16 protein-coding genes are annotated in these 13071 nt (G+C 44.3%); 5 read left to right on the plus strand and 11 right to left on the minus strand.

What is annotated here, in order from left to right; translation table 11 throughout:
• Genes NSQ39_RS15300 through NSQ39_RS15325 form a run of 6 tightly spaced genes read right to left on the minus strand, consistent with a single transcriptional unit; the run spans position 1 to position 4139 of the window.
• Positions 1 to 606, minus strand: a complete 606-nt coding sequence (locus NSQ39_RS15300; protein WP_341015791.1) for a hypothetical protein — start codon at positions 604 to 606, stop codon at positions 1 to 3.
• Positions 607 to 619: 13 nt separating this feature from the next.
• Positions 620 to 2347, minus strand: coding sequence for a glycohydrolase toxin TNT-related protein (locus tag NSQ39_RS15305; protein WP_216899530.1), 1728 nt, complete (start codon positions 2345 to 2347; stop codon positions 620 to 622).
• Between the two features lie 15 nt (positions 2348 to 2362).
• Positions 2363 to 2686 carry a hypothetical protein gene (locus tag NSQ39_RS15310; protein ID WP_046131336.1) on the minus strand — a complete coding sequence of 108 codons (324 nt, stop codon included), beginning with the start codon at positions 2684 to 2686 and terminating at the stop codon, positions 2363 to 2365.
• On the minus strand, positions 2683 to 3390 hold the full coding sequence (locus tag NSQ39_RS15315) for a DUF5081 family protein (RefSeq protein ID WP_216899533.1): 708 nt from the start codon (positions 3388 to 3390) through the stop codon (positions 2683 to 2685). The genes NSQ39_RS15310 and NSQ39_RS15315 overlap by 4 nt, the downstream gene beginning before the upstream one ends.
• An 11-nt stretch (positions 3391 to 3401) precedes the next feature.
• Positions 3402 to 3758 carry a WXG100 family type VII secretion target gene (locus NSQ39_RS15320; protein ID WP_216899535.1) on the minus strand — a complete coding sequence of 119 codons (357 nt, stop codon included), beginning with the start codon at positions 3756 to 3758 and terminating at the stop codon, positions 3402 to 3404.
• A gap of 18 nt (positions 3759 to 3776) precedes the next feature.
• Entirely contained in the window at positions 3777 to 4139 is a 363-nt protein-coding gene (locus tag NSQ39_RS15325; protein ID WP_216899537.1) for a hypothetical protein, read from the minus strand.
• Positions 4140 to 4452: 313 nt separating this feature from the next.
• Here NSQ39_RS15325 and NSQ39_RS15330 point away from each other — a divergent pair, with 313 nt between their 5' ends.
• The 3 genes from NSQ39_RS15330 (at position 4453) to NSQ39_RS15340 (ending at position 5435) form a co-directional block, all read left to right on the plus strand.
• On the plus strand, positions 4453 to 4926 hold the full coding sequence (locus NSQ39_RS15330) for a hypothetical protein (protein WP_216899540.1): 474 nt from the start codon (positions 4453 to 4455) through the stop codon (positions 4924 to 4926).
• 109 nt (positions 4927 to 5035) lie between these two features.
• A complete protein-coding gene (locus tag NSQ39_RS15335) occupies positions 5036 to 5242 on the plus strand; it encodes a zinc ribbon domain-containing protein (RefSeq protein ID WP_216899542.1) in 207 nt (68 codons plus the stop codon).
• A gap of 19 nt (positions 5243 to 5261) precedes the next feature.
• Positions 5262 to 5435 carry a hypothetical protein gene (locus NSQ39_RS15340; protein WP_164918174.1) on the plus strand — a complete coding sequence of 58 codons (174 nt, stop codon included), beginning with the start codon at positions 5262 to 5264 and terminating at the stop codon, positions 5433 to 5435.
• 14 nt (positions 5436 to 5449) lie between these two features.
• Here NSQ39_RS15340 and NSQ39_RS15345 read toward each other — a convergent pair whose 3' ends face one another.
• Entirely contained in the window at positions 5450 to 6931 is a 1482-nt protein-coding gene (locus NSQ39_RS15345; RefSeq protein ID WP_175077091.1) for an alkaline phosphatase family protein, read from the minus strand.
• Between the two features lie 34 nt (positions 6932 to 6965).
• Complete coding sequence (locus tag NSQ39_RS15350) at positions 6966 to 8078, minus strand: MGDG synthase family glycosyltransferase (RefSeq protein ID WP_175077092.1); 1113 nt, start codon at positions 8076 to 8078, stop codon at positions 6966 to 6968.
• Between the two features lie 94 nt (positions 8079 to 8172).
• Here NSQ39_RS15350 and NSQ39_RS15355 point away from each other — a divergent pair, with 94 nt between their 5' ends.
• A complete protein-coding gene (locus tag NSQ39_RS15355; RefSeq protein WP_046131329.1) occupies positions 8173 to 8721 on the plus strand; it encodes a YkoP family protein in 549 nt (182 codons plus the stop codon).
• Between the two features lie 29 nt (positions 8722 to 8750).
• Here the strand turns inward: NSQ39_RS15355 and NSQ39_RS15360 are convergent, their stop codons facing one another.
• The 3 genes from NSQ39_RS15360 to NSQ39_RS15370 all read right to left on the minus strand — a co-directional run bounded on the left by NSQ39_RS15360 (position 8751) and on the right by NSQ39_RS15370 (position 11840).
• A complete protein-coding gene (locus NSQ39_RS15360; RefSeq protein ID WP_046131328.1) occupies positions 8751 to 9569 on the minus strand; it encodes a metallophosphoesterase in 819 nt (272 codons plus the stop codon).
• Between the two features lie 187 nt (positions 9570 to 9756).
• Positions 9757 to 10587, minus strand: coding sequence for an undecaprenyl-diphosphate phosphatase (locus NSQ39_RS15365; RefSeq protein ID WP_216899544.1), 831 nt, complete (start codon positions 10585 to 10587; stop codon positions 9757 to 9759).
• Between the two features lie 101 nt (positions 10588 to 10688).
• A complete protein-coding gene (locus tag NSQ39_RS15370; protein WP_175077093.1) occupies positions 10689 to 11840 on the minus strand; it encodes an AI-2E family transporter in 1152 nt (383 codons plus the stop codon).
• A 217-nt stretch (positions 11841 to 12057) separates the two neighbouring features.
• On the opposite strand from NSQ39_RS15370, the gene NSQ39_RS15375 reads away from it, so the two are divergent.
• On the plus strand, positions 12058 to 13044 hold the full coding sequence (locus NSQ39_RS15375) for a Gfo/Idh/MocA family protein (RefSeq protein WP_046131325.1): 987 nt from the start codon (positions 12058 to 12060) through the stop codon (positions 13042 to 13044).
• The last annotated feature ends 27 nt before the right edge of the window (positions 13045 to 13071 follow it).

Consider the following 13071-nt stretch of genomic DNA (forward strand, 5'->3'; position numbering starts at 1 on the left):
TTATTTTATAAATAATTCTATGTCATTATCATTAAATTTTTCTGTTAAAATTCCCCTCCGGAGAAACTCTTTCTCTACCATCTTTAATAAATGTAGAGAATAACTCAATCTATACATAACAAAAAGCCCTCTTTTTATATCTAATGGCAGTGTAGTAAATTTCTTTTGTTTTTTTTCATCTATAAAGCTAACTTTTATTTTATCATCACCAATTTCAGCATACACTTCATGCGGCCTAATCACTTTAAAGCTATAGTAATCATCCTCAATGCCTAAATTCTGAAAAAACACCTTTGCTTCTTCAATCGTGTCGATTTGTCTAATAGGATTATTGGTTGTATGAATTTTATTAAAATAAAACTTTCTTAAAGTTTTTATAAAAAAATATTTAATAGCTTCTTTTTCATCATCAAATTTTTTTATGTCTTCTTTTTCTGGTAGTGGTCTTATTTCAAAATTCATTTCAGAATAAACCCAATTTACCCCATCGTTCTCTATCTGATTATAATTTTCATAATATCCGCTTTCTTCTTTTATTAGGTTATCATTAACACTGATTTTTATGCCTAATTCATTAAAAATATGCCCTAATTGATCTCTATTCAACAGTATCTCCCTTTCATTCTATTATTTCAATATAGCCAAAATCCAACAGGTTTTTCACAGTAGCCTTTTGCATGTTACCAAAATCATCTACGATCTCTAATTGTGAATTGTATTGAATGCCTTCTCCAACTTCGTCAAACCATGGAGCTATTTTCCCAGATCTAACTTGAAATTCTTTGACGACACGGTATTTTGTGTAAGGTTGTTCCGACATGTGTGGTGGCAACGCTCTACTTTCATAACTCGATCCTGCTGGAGAAAAATACTGTCCTCCAGGATTACTTCCAAATCTATCAATTTCCAATCCAGGTTTAAGAGTTTCTATTTTATATTCTCCATTTACAAAACCGTCTATATTTGGATCCCCATTAGTTCCGGGCCAATTTATTTCGCCAGTTTCTTGATTGAAATATTTAGGGTTATCATAAACATGTTTATATTTTAAATAGAGTTCATCACTTGGAGCATACTTCCAACCATTTAGCTTTGCCCTATCTGTTTCAGAAATTACCCTTTTTGCTTTATTCGTCTTCTCAACATCTGACCTAATGTTTCCTTTTCTAACACCTTTCCCAGTCTCTACCCGCTGAATCGACTCCTGGATCTTCGCCTTCGAAGCTTTATGAGCATCGTTAACATGCCCATAGAAATCGGAGCCTTTCCGTGCAAGGGTGCCTCCGGCTCCTACTTCCGATCCCCGGGCGATGTCGCTCAAGGCGTCTGCGCTTTTTGCGAATTGTTTTTTGATGGCGTAGCCTGCGTCGTTGAGTTTGTCCTGGGCTTTCAGGCTGTTGACCCTCATGCGGTTTGACCAGGTGTTCTTGCTTTCTTTAAGAGATTGTACCACATTTTTCGTTTTGCCTGCGGCTGCTATTTCGCCGATTGTTGCTGTACTTTTGAAGGCTTTTCCGGCTAAACCGGCGGCCGGAAGCATGTCAAGTGCGCCGAACGCGCCTCTTTCAAAACGTTCGCCAGTGTTTAGCTCGCGTTTCGTCATCCAGTCTTTCCCTGTGGCTGCGCTTGTGATTTGGGCTGTACCGTATGCGCCTGCTGCGATAATGCCTGCCGGCGCGCAAAAGACGGTGAGGACGATAATGCCTCCGCCGATGATCAGATCCCGCCACAGTTCCTGACTCTTTTGGACGTCGCTGACCGATTCGTACTGAAAGCCGCGGGCGGAAAAGATCGCCTTCGAATAGTCTTCATAGTTTAAATCGATGTCGGGATTTTGTTCTTTAAACGCTTTATATTCTTCGCTCAGCACATGATCAAACGCTGCCGCGTCTTTGAAAATATCGTTTACGGTGATTTCTTCTTTATCTTGCTGGACGGCCGTCTTGTTCATGCCGTAGCCGACATAGGTCGTTTCTTTGGAGCCGATGCGGTTTTTCGTTTTGTAGTTGTGGATTGACATGCCTTCCATCTTGTCTGCAAAAGCGTCGAGCTTTTTATAAAAAGGATTGTCGATGTGGTCTTCTACTAAGGTGCCTGCTTTCAGGCAGAAATCAGACAGTTTTTGATAATCGCTAAACAGCTCATCGATTTTGCTTTTTTGGCTTGAATGGCTGAAGCTGATGCTGCCGTCGCTGTCTTTGTCATTGATTTTTGATTCGATGTCTTCCAGGAGGTCATTGAGCTGCAAAAGGCCCGATTTCGCTCCGCCCCCGTACTTTCCTCCCGTTAGTGTATCAAGGCCGTCTTTCATGCCTTGCCAGTCTTCGGAACTGTATTTTACATCCATCAGGTGAACACCTCTCTATTTCTGGATCGTGTAGAGTTTTTGGAGCTCTTTATCTGTTTCATACATTTTTTCCATCGCATAGTTGACAATTTGAGCGGCCATCGAATAATTATCAAACAGCTCCATCGTTTTTCCGAGTATCTCCGGATAGCTTTTCATCGTTTTCATGGCTTGTCCGGCTTTATAAAAATGGGTATCTGTGAGCTTTTTGATTTCGGGCTGAACCCCTTCCGCATAGAGGTTACAAATGGTTTGCAGTTTATTTGCAATGGTGATCATTTCTTCAAACTGAAGCTGGATGTTTGTACCTCCGCCTCCTGCTCCGCCTTCGGCATTCATATCATCGCCCTCCCTGCTCTGAAGTTAATGTGCAGCGCGTCATAAATCCGGTTGTTCATTATATAAAGGCTGACCCATTCATAACGGTCCTGCAGCGGATCGATGCAGATAAAGTCTTCGCCCTTTGTGAAGTACAAATTTGTCGTTTGAAATCCGGGGTTTGTCAAGCTTGGAACTGAAGCAAGGTTGAACGTTTCCACAGCGAGAATCTCTTTTTTGTCCAAATCCATTTCCCGAACTTCCGCTTTTTCTTCCGGATTCATCGGTTTTGTCAAGAAAGCGCGGTCTTTTTCACTTGGTCTTCTTCTTAAAAATGACACGTTAGAAATGATCGACAAATAGACTTCTCGTTTTTCCAGATAGTCAAATGTGTATTCTTTGCCTTTGTTTATTTCAGTCAGGACGAGCACGCGTTCCTCATCCTCCGGAAGAAAAGCGCACAAAACGTTATTAAAGCGGACGTATTCTTTGCTTTCTTGATAGCGTTTCAGCATTTCCGTTAAGAAATAAGCGGCACTCGTCAGCTTGCCTTCTACTGTCAGGATTCCTTTTTTGATCAGGCTGTCTTTTGCTTCTGTTGCACAATCAGGCTCGATCAGAGCGAGCTGTTCACGCTCCGGAAGGCCGAAGATGTAGTTCACCCCGGCCGCTCCCGCCAGCACATAGAGCTCTGCCGCCGTCAGCGCATCTATTTTCACCTGCATGTCGTTCCTCCTCATAGATTTTGTATTTCTTTCACTTCGCTGAGCTTTGAAAAATCGCTGATGTTTTTCTCCAGTGCATCCAGTGCGGAGGTATGCTCTTTCAATGCGTCTTTCATATCTGCATTCAAATCGATTATCAGTTCAAGATAGCTTAAAAATGCATCACGGGTTTTCCCGCTCCATTTTCCGCTCTCGATAAACGCTTTTAACTCTTTCGCCTGACTCAGCGAGTCGCTGACATGCTTTTCGATTGCCTTTGCATGGGAAAGAGCCTTACTCGTTTCATTTAGTGAAATGTCAACAGTCTGTCCGCCTACTTTCGATTCAGCGGCGCTGTAGCCGTAATTGTAATAGCCATATCCGTCCATGATTCGGCTGCCCCTCCTCTATGCTTTTTTTTCTTCAGCTTCCGCTTTTGCCTTGTAATGCTCCCATTTGCTTTTGGCCTTCGTCTTTGCCTGCTGAATATCGTCCAGCATGTCGTCGAAATGTGTGATCAGCGTCTTTAGTTCGGCATCCTTTATATGACGCGTATCCTCGAATTCGTGAGAAGGAATTTTCATGTCCGGGAGGTTGCTTGTTTGATATGAATTCTTTGCCGATTTGACCTCTGATAGTTTTGATTTGACATCGCTTTCCTTATCAGATAAATAGTCATATAGATTTTTGTACTGATCGCGCTTCCGTTCATACTCTGTATAAGAAATATGAAAAAAGTTACCTACTGAATCCCAAAATCCTTCGCTCACACACAGCGGCTCCTTTCCATTCTCCTAGTCAATACAAACTATTTTCCTCTCGTGGATGAATTTGTAATAGGGCTAATATGTTAATGTTACAGGAAGGTTCCGGACGAATGAATAGGTGAAATGGATCGTTTTTTGGAGAGAGGACAGGGGGTGCATAAGCCGTAAGTCTTATTAGAAAGGAAAAATACAGGTATTTTTATCCTGTCTTTTTCGGCATTCCAGACACAAATCTTTAACATTTAAAACAGAGGAAATCTTTCACGCAGCGTTTAATAATTACAAATGTATCCAAATATTCAAAGGAGTGTTTAAAATGAAGTTAAAACAAGCGGGCGTTTCCCTTCTGTCTGCTTCAGCACTTGCCCTTTCGATCGGCGGTGCAGCTTCCGCCGCGGAGCAGGCGCCTTCAAAACCGCTGCAAGTGTCAAATGTTAAACTGATGGGAATCGAAACGGTCGGGGAGTGGAACAAATCGATTTCAACCACCGGCGGAGAAGTCATCCTGGATACGGTCCTCTACAAGTACAATACGGTCATGTCGATCAGCGGCTATCAGGAGGCGCAAGGGACGGCTGCACGAGTCAGATATCAAATCCGCGAAAGAGTCAACAGCAGCGAAGTGGGTCCTGTTTTGGGCTTTATTGACGTCACAAATGTGAACGGCTATTTCTCAAGGGAGTTCGCCACCAATATTTTGACGGCGGGCAAAACGTATGTGCTCCAGGCGGTCAATAACACATCCGCGCCTGTGTCTTTAAAAGGCAATGCAGTAGTGTATTACGACTAATCCGTTATCCGCGTGTTGCTTAAGCTGCTTCAGCATCCCCTTCTGAGGCAGCTCTTTTCAAAAAATTTGTGTATAATAAACTGTATCATAGAAGCCAAGGAGATGACCCATGAACAGCAAAAAAGGATGTATCAAATGCGGCAGTACAGATGCAGGACAAAAAGAAATCGCAACGACCGGGACCGGCTTGTCTAAATTGTTTGATGTCCAGCACAACCGTTTTCTCGTCGTGTATTGCAAAAACTGCGGTTATTCGGAGCTTTATAATAAAGAATCATCCAAAGCCGGAAACATTATCGACTTATTCTTTGGATGATTAGAAAGGATGAATCGGCATGATGGAAAAGTACGGCTTATTTATTGCTGTATTCATTTTCGCTTTATGCGTCCATTCAAATATCATCTTGGAAAATCCTCTGCTTCAAACGGCCGTCAAAACGGTATCTTTAGTTGTGATGGTCGCTGCGGGTGTTGGAGCGTTTGCCAAAAGCCTGAAGCAGCCGTCATAAGGCGGGAGATTCGCTTATCCCCCGCTTTGTGATTCCACGATCTGCTTTATCCATTCCTTCACATCGATGATCCGCTTGTATTTTGGCTTTGAATCGATTCCGGAGATGATCATGGATACGAGCGAATCCTGCTCGTGGAGGGCTCCGTGGCTCGCGCCGCCGATGTGCGTCGGTGACCCCTCGCCGATGAATTCGCAGCCTGGCTTTGCGCTGACGATCAAATAGTCGCCTTCATGTGAAAAACATGAGCTGTACAGCCTTGCCAAAGCATCCGGAAATTTCCCGTAAGCTACGCTTGTCTCTGCAACCGTCAAATCGAGCAATTTGCCGTCGCCTTCCAATGTCCACGATTGCCTGTATTCGTCCGTTCTATCGCCCCCCTGCTTGAATATCAGCTTTCCATCCCGTCCGCCTGATATCACCTCTACGGCATTCTCTTCATTTTTCCAGGCGATGATGTCGATTCTTTCGTCTTTTTTAAGCTGTTCGGCAACCTGTTGCAGCGGCAGCTTTTTTTGATCCAGCGTGTAGATGAACGCCATCCGTTCATTCACGGCCAGAACGATTTCATCATCAGATGTCACGCCTTTTTTCAGCTTTACGATTCGGTAGCGATCCAAAAGACCCCTTAAGTCAATCAGCGCTTCTTGTTTCTTTTCGCTGATCCACGATTGGCCGTTGTCCCCCAACACGATCCAGATGTTTTGCTTTAGCGCGTCTTCCCATGACCGAAAGCTGTTCAAAATCTTTTGTACATGCCTGTCGGCTTTTGCGATTCCTTTTACGTCGTTTCTCCCGTTTTTATGTACATGCTGGTCAAGGTCGGGAAAATATGCGAGAACGAGCGGAGGGACTTGATTTAATCGGATCAGGTGGCTCAATTCGTTCGCTGAAAAGCGGTCATTGAATCCGAATTTTTTCAAAAGGGAAAGGTTTCCCGGATTTATTTTTGAAAAACCTCCGTAAGAAAACAGCTGCGGTGCATTGATTTTCACGGTATGATTCAGCCCCGTCACCCAGGAAGCAAGTACGGGAACATGCAGATAGCCGTCCCTGCTTCCCCTGTGAATGAGCGCATTGATCGAGCATGTTTCAATGCCGTTTTCGGCAAGCTCTTCATGAATCGTTTTCACCTGCTGATTCAAGTGCGTTTGGTTCAAATTATAGAAGATGTCGCGAGATGATTGTTTGATGCCCAGCTTGATCAGCTCGCGGATATGGCTGCCGTAGTTGATGATCCGGTTTTCTTTCTTGTTGAACCAGACGAGGGCCGGCACCTTGTGGCGGTCGCTGTATACGCCCGTTAACAGCGAGCTGTCGACGGTGACGGACATTGTCGGAAACGGGCTGATGACATTCGGTTCATAATGGCCGTTTTCTAGCAAAAATTTCATGGCTGGAGCCTGTCCGCTATTAATCGCCCGGCTGAGGGGCTCGTGCATAAGCGAATCGATCAGCAGCATGATAACAGATTTCTTATTGTCTTCCGCTTTCATAACCCTTATCTCCTTTCTCTCGCAGCCATTCTATCTATTTGGCCGCCGTCATGATCTTTTCCAGTATTTCCTCGACGTCCCGTTCAGACGTTTCGTGCATGTATCGGCTGATGTTTAAGGAATGGCGGATGGTTCCGTCTCTCGAGCTTAAAAAGGATAGCAGCTGTTTTTCAATCGGTTCATCTTTTCCCTTTTTCAGCTCCATGACAAGCCTTTTTTTCTTGAGAATGTTCAGGTTCATTTCCTCCTGACCAGGCAGCGCATCATAAATGAAAACCGGCAGCCTTTTTTCAATGCATTCGCTGATTGTCACGCCCCCCGGTTTTGTAATGATTCCCGAGGCCTGCTCGTATAATCGGTTCATTTCGGCTTTGCTTTCGATATAAGGCAGCGGTTTGATGAAAGGATCGTTTGCCCTTTTCACATAGCGGTAGAGCTTTTCGTTTTTTCCGCATAATATGTGGTATACGGCACGCCCTTTAGGCGAGAGCTCCCTCACCAGTTTAAAAATGCCGCCTACTCCCATGCTTCCTCCGGTTATGAGAATGTTGTAGTGCGGTTGCGTTCCCTCTTCTTCCATAAACGCCGCAGCCGTCTTGTACGAATGGTGGATCGGAATGCCGGTTAAAAAGATTTTTCCTTCATCAACTCCTTCAGATATGAGCTGGTCTTTTATGTCTTTGATCGGCGCAAAATGATAATCGATATGTTCCCTTCCCCATATTCGGTTGACGAAAAAGTCCGTATAGACATTCACAACGATCAGCCCGGGATATTGGACTTTTAGCCGATTGAGCAAATAGGAAGGCAGCGCATGCGTGCAAAATACAATATCGGGTTTTTTTTCGGCAATGATCTTCTGCATGTTCTTTAAAAACATCAGCTCATATATGTAATGGCGTTTCTTCGGGCGATGATTCCCGCACGCCAGAAGATGATAGACGGCGCTGTACACTTTCGGGAAATATTGGATCCACTTCAAGTATGCTGAGGAGGACATCCGTTCGACGCGACCGTACGCGTATGAAAAAATATCGATTTTTTCGCATTGGTGCCCTTGGATGCCAGGATTTGTATGAAGCGAATCGGCAACGTGGTGATGGCCGGTCGAAATGCTGAGAAAAGGAAAAATCAGAATCGTTGTCATCTCTATCCTCCATGAAATTGTTTTCCATTTATATTTTTCAAATAATCAAGGCAAAATATAAGTGCATTTTCTGAAATAAAAGGAAGGTGACGACTTGAGAAGCTGTTTTTTGTCAATTTGGAGCGTGATTGACCCTTTTTATTATTTTTTTTCAAGACTGACGCTCATCGATAAAAGCCAATCAAACATTTTTCGCGTCCGCTTAACGAAATACAAAGGGATAGATGTGGTATTAAGCGATGGAACGGTGATTAAAAAGAATGATGTTCTGATTAAAATTCATCTGCATAATATTAAACTGATCAAGGAGATGCAACATATTGAGAGCGCTGTCAGAAGAGGCATTCTCATTTATCAAAAGACGTGTATTTCAATGCCGGCATTGGCGGAATATGTCAACAACCATCGGAAATCGGATCAAATTAAAGGCATTATCGGCATTACGACGCTGCATAAAGGCGTGGAGAGACTCGGTTTCGAAGCCGTTGAGCCTGCAAATCGGTTTTACCGGTTTTTTAAAAAGCTGACGCAAATCCCGATTTTATATTTAACGACTTCTCAATTTTCTTTCCGCGGCATTCCCCCTTCCCGCTATTTGTTTATCTCTAAAGAAAAGCTGTTCAATTCCTATCTGCATAAATAAAAAAGAGACTGATACTCCAGCCTCTTTTTTTATGAAATATGGTGGAACGTCACTTCAGGACGGCTGCCAATGCGGATATTCGCCCCGGTCTGGCCCAGCCCTTCACTGATGTAAAACGGTTTGTTATGAAGATAGTGAAGCCCTTTGATCATGTTCATGCGGACGAGCTTTCCCATTTTGACAAGGTGATAAGGCTTCGGCCAATGGATCTGTCCGCCGTGAAAATGTCCTGATAGAAGATAGTCAAAATGAAAATCCTTCATCTCGAGGACAACGTTTGGATCATGCGTCAGTACGAGACGGTAGCCATCCTTTACCCCTTTGTAGGAGTCGGTTATATTGCTTCTGTTCGTACTGTAATCATCGATGCCGATAATGTTCAGCGTCTCGCCGCCGACTTGAACGGAGACATTTTTGTTTTGAAGGGTGATACACCCGTTTTCCTCCAATACGCGTTTCAGCTTTTCGAAGTGTTCGCCTTTCAGGATATAGTCGTGATTTCCGAATACGGCGTACATGCCATAGGCGGGTTTGAGCTCCTGAAGAGCTTTCAAGTAGTTTGCGAGTTTAGGAATATTTCTTTTTCGGTCGAGAAAATCGCCGGTTAACGCGATAAGATCGACTTGTTTTTTCTTTGCAAGGTCAAGAATCTGTTTCGGTGAAATCGAAATGTTTTCTAAATGAAGATCTGACAGATGAAGAATGTTGAGCTTCTTCTTGAAAGTGTCGCCTTTCGCACGATCGACAGATATGGTGTTGACTTTCACATCTTTCGTATTGTGATTTGCTTTATATAAAAAAGGAACAAATCCTATGAACAACAATAAAAAAACAACAGCAAAAAACATTTCAATATCTCCTCCCTCCTACCAGTATAGTAAGTCAGGAGGCTGTTTAACAGTGGGAAATATTAGGATGTAAATCTATTGACCTATATAAAAACCGATTTCGTCAGCGAAATCGGTTTTGCATGCGAAGAAAGCCTGCCGCATCAGCGTTCTTCTTACAGCCTGACGCGGAATGATCTTCCACCTCTTACAGAAATAAAGCAAATAATACGATCCCTAAAATGATCCGATAGATGGCAAACGGAACAAGCTTAATTTTGTTGATCAATTTAAGGAAAAAACGGACGACAAACAGAGCAACAATAAAAGCGCTGATAAACCCGGCGATAAAAAACAGCAGAAGATCCGTGCTGAGATATTCCCAGTTTTTGACCAATGACAGCAGGCTTGCCCCCGCCATGATCGGCATCGCCATAATAAACGTAAAATCTGAGGCCGCCCTGTGGTTTAATCCGAAGATGACGCCGCCGGAAATCGTCGAGCCTGACCTTGAAAAGCCCGGCCAAAGGGCGAGACATTGGAAGAGTCCGATGCCGAACGCCTGTTTATAGGTGATCCGGTCGACTGAATCTGTGGCAGGTTTTCTTTTGTTGATCCAGTCGGCGGCAAGCATCAGCACGGCCCCTGCGATCAGGCCGAACGCCACCGTCTTGACGGAGAACAGGTGCTCGTCAATATAATCTTCGAATAGAAATCCTAATACCGCCGCGGGAACGAGTCCGACCGCGATTTGGGCGATCGTCAGGCGGCTGCCTTCTTTTTGGGCTTCCGTTATGTTTTTCTTCATTCCAAGCAGATTCAGAATCCTGTCTTTAAACACGATGGCGACGGCCAGAATCGAGCCGAGCTGAATGACGACTTTAAAGGTATTCGCCGCTTCCGGAGTCAAGATCTCCTTTGACTTCAGCCAGAGATCATCGACGATGATCATATGGCCCGTAGAAGAAACGGGCGCATATTCCGTCAAACCTTCAACGATTCCTAAAATGACTGCAACAATGATATCCCAAATGTTCATAAGTCCTTCCCTTCGCTTGACACGCTTCTTTGTGCCGAAATTTTTAAAACTTGTCTCTTATAGGCATTTATATATGTTTGAACGGCGTTTATGCCGATGAATTATGCGTTGTTCTCGTTCGTTTTTTCATAAAGGTCTGAACGCTGTTTAAACCAGTCAAACAAATGCGTGATCACCACTTTGATGACGGCATATCCCGGAATGGCTAGGATCACGCCGATGACGCCGAACAGCTTGGCTGACGTCAAAAGCACGAAAATGATCGTGACTGGATGGATGTGCAGATTTTTTCCCATAATCTGCGGAGAAATGAATTTCCCTTCAAACAGCTGGACAACGGTCCAGACGATGATCAGTTTCACGAGCATGAACGGAGATGTGACCAAAGCGATAATAATCGCCGGCGTAATTGCGATCGTCGGGCCCAAATACGGGACGATGCTCGTACAGGCAGCAACAAGTGCAAGCAGTGAAGCATAATCAAGGCCGATAATCAAATAACCGATGAACAACAGGCATCCGATGCAGAAGCTGACAATGATCTGTCCCCTGATATAGGAGCTCAGGCGGTGATTCATTTCGGACATGACGACATACGTCTGCTCCCGCAGACGGGTCGGGACAAATTTTAAGATAAACAGCGGCAGCTTTTTGCCGTCTTTTAATAAGTAAAACAGGATAAACGGTACCGTCACAATGGAAATCACGATTTCCGTCACGGCGCCGATGAAGGTTCCGACGCCTGTAAAAGTACTGTTTAATATCGTGCTCGCCTGATCGGATACTTTGCTGGCCAAATCCGTCAAGTTGATGTTCAGCGTTTGCTGGGCCTGGTTGAAAAACTGGCTTCCGATCAGCTGTTTCATTTGGTCTTCGACAATATGGACATACCTTGGAAAATTGTCGACAAGGCTCGTGATCTGTTCTTTCAAAAGCGGAATCACCGAGACGATCGAGATCGTAATAAGCCCGATGATCACGATATACAGAAGAAGGATCGAATAAATCCTTTTTACCTTTTTCCGTTCCAGAAAATCGACGATCGGATTCAGCAGATAATAGGCGACACCCGTCAGCACAACGGGCAGGCCGACCGTTTCAACCAAAACGATAAAAGGGGTGAAAATAAAAGACGCTTTCGTAAATACTAAGATGTTCAAACCGATCAGCAGCAGGACGAGCAAAAACAGTACGAATTTGTTGTCTAAAAAGAACTGTTTAAACCTGCCGCCCCACATATGTAAAGAGTTCATGGCGATCCTCCATTATATTTGATCTTTTTTATAAATTGTACACTATTCCTCCTATACTGAAAAATAAAATCCGTATGTATTTTGGTCTTTTTTTCCGCTTTTACCTTTATACATATACGACAGCGCTTTTTCATTTTTGCCGCTCCCTTTGCCCGCGCTTGTCCCGGCATTTACGGTATAATATGAAGTATAACCATGCGAAAGGGAGAGATTTGATATGGTACGGTTTGGGGTTATCGGAACCAATTGGATTACAGACCGCTTTCTTGAAGCTGCCGGAATGGCGGACGGTTTTCAGTTCACCTCCGTGTATTCCAGGTCTGAGGAGCGCGGCCGGGCGTTCGCCCAAAAATACGGCGTTACGGCGGTTTTTACAGATGCAGAAGAGATGGCGAAAAGCGATCTGATTGACGCTGTCTATATCGCAAGTCCTAATTCTTTACATAAAGAACAAGCGATCATGTTCATGGAAAACGGAAAGCACGTGTTATGCGAAAAGCCGCTGGCATCCAATATGAAAGAAGCCGAAGCAATGGTGAAAACCGCAAAGATCCAAAAAGTCGCTTTTATGGAAGCGATGAAAACGACATTTCTGCCAAACTTTACAAACATCATCAGCCATTTGCCGCGAATCGGAAAGATCCGCCGCTTTACAGCCAGCTATTGCCAATATTCTTCACGGTATGACGCGTATAAAAGCGGAACCGTGTTAAATGCGTTTAACCCCGCTTTTTCAAACGGCTCGCTGATGGATATCGGCGTTTATTGCGTCCATCCGGCAGTTGTCCTGTTCGGAAAGCCGCTTGAAGTCAAAGCGAATGGTCTGATTCTCGAGTCAGGCGCCGACGGGGAAGGGACGATTCTGTTAACATATCCGGAGCATGAAGCCGTTCTGATGCATTCGAAAATATCCAATTCCTTCATGCCGGCCGAAATTCAAGGGGAAGACGGGTCAATCGTCATCGATAAGATTCACCGCCCTGAAAAAGTCGAAATCCGCTACCGCGACGGAAGAGTCGAAGATATTACGGTTCCGGACGAAAAACCGGCCATGTTTTACGAAATTGAGGAGTTCATCACTCTAATCAAACAGGGACGGCTTGAATCCCGGCTGAATACGTTCGAACGCTCCCTTGACACGTTATCCGTCATGGATGAAGCACGGAAACAGATCGGCCTCGTTTTCCCCGCCGATCAAGCATGATCAGCCTGAAGAAAAGGTTGCCGGAAA

This window comes from Bacillus sp. FSL W8-0848 (genome assembly GCF_038007805.1).
Taxonomy (GTDB): Bacteria; Bacillota; Bacilli; order Bacillales; family Bacillaceae; genus Bacillus; species Bacillus glycinifermentans.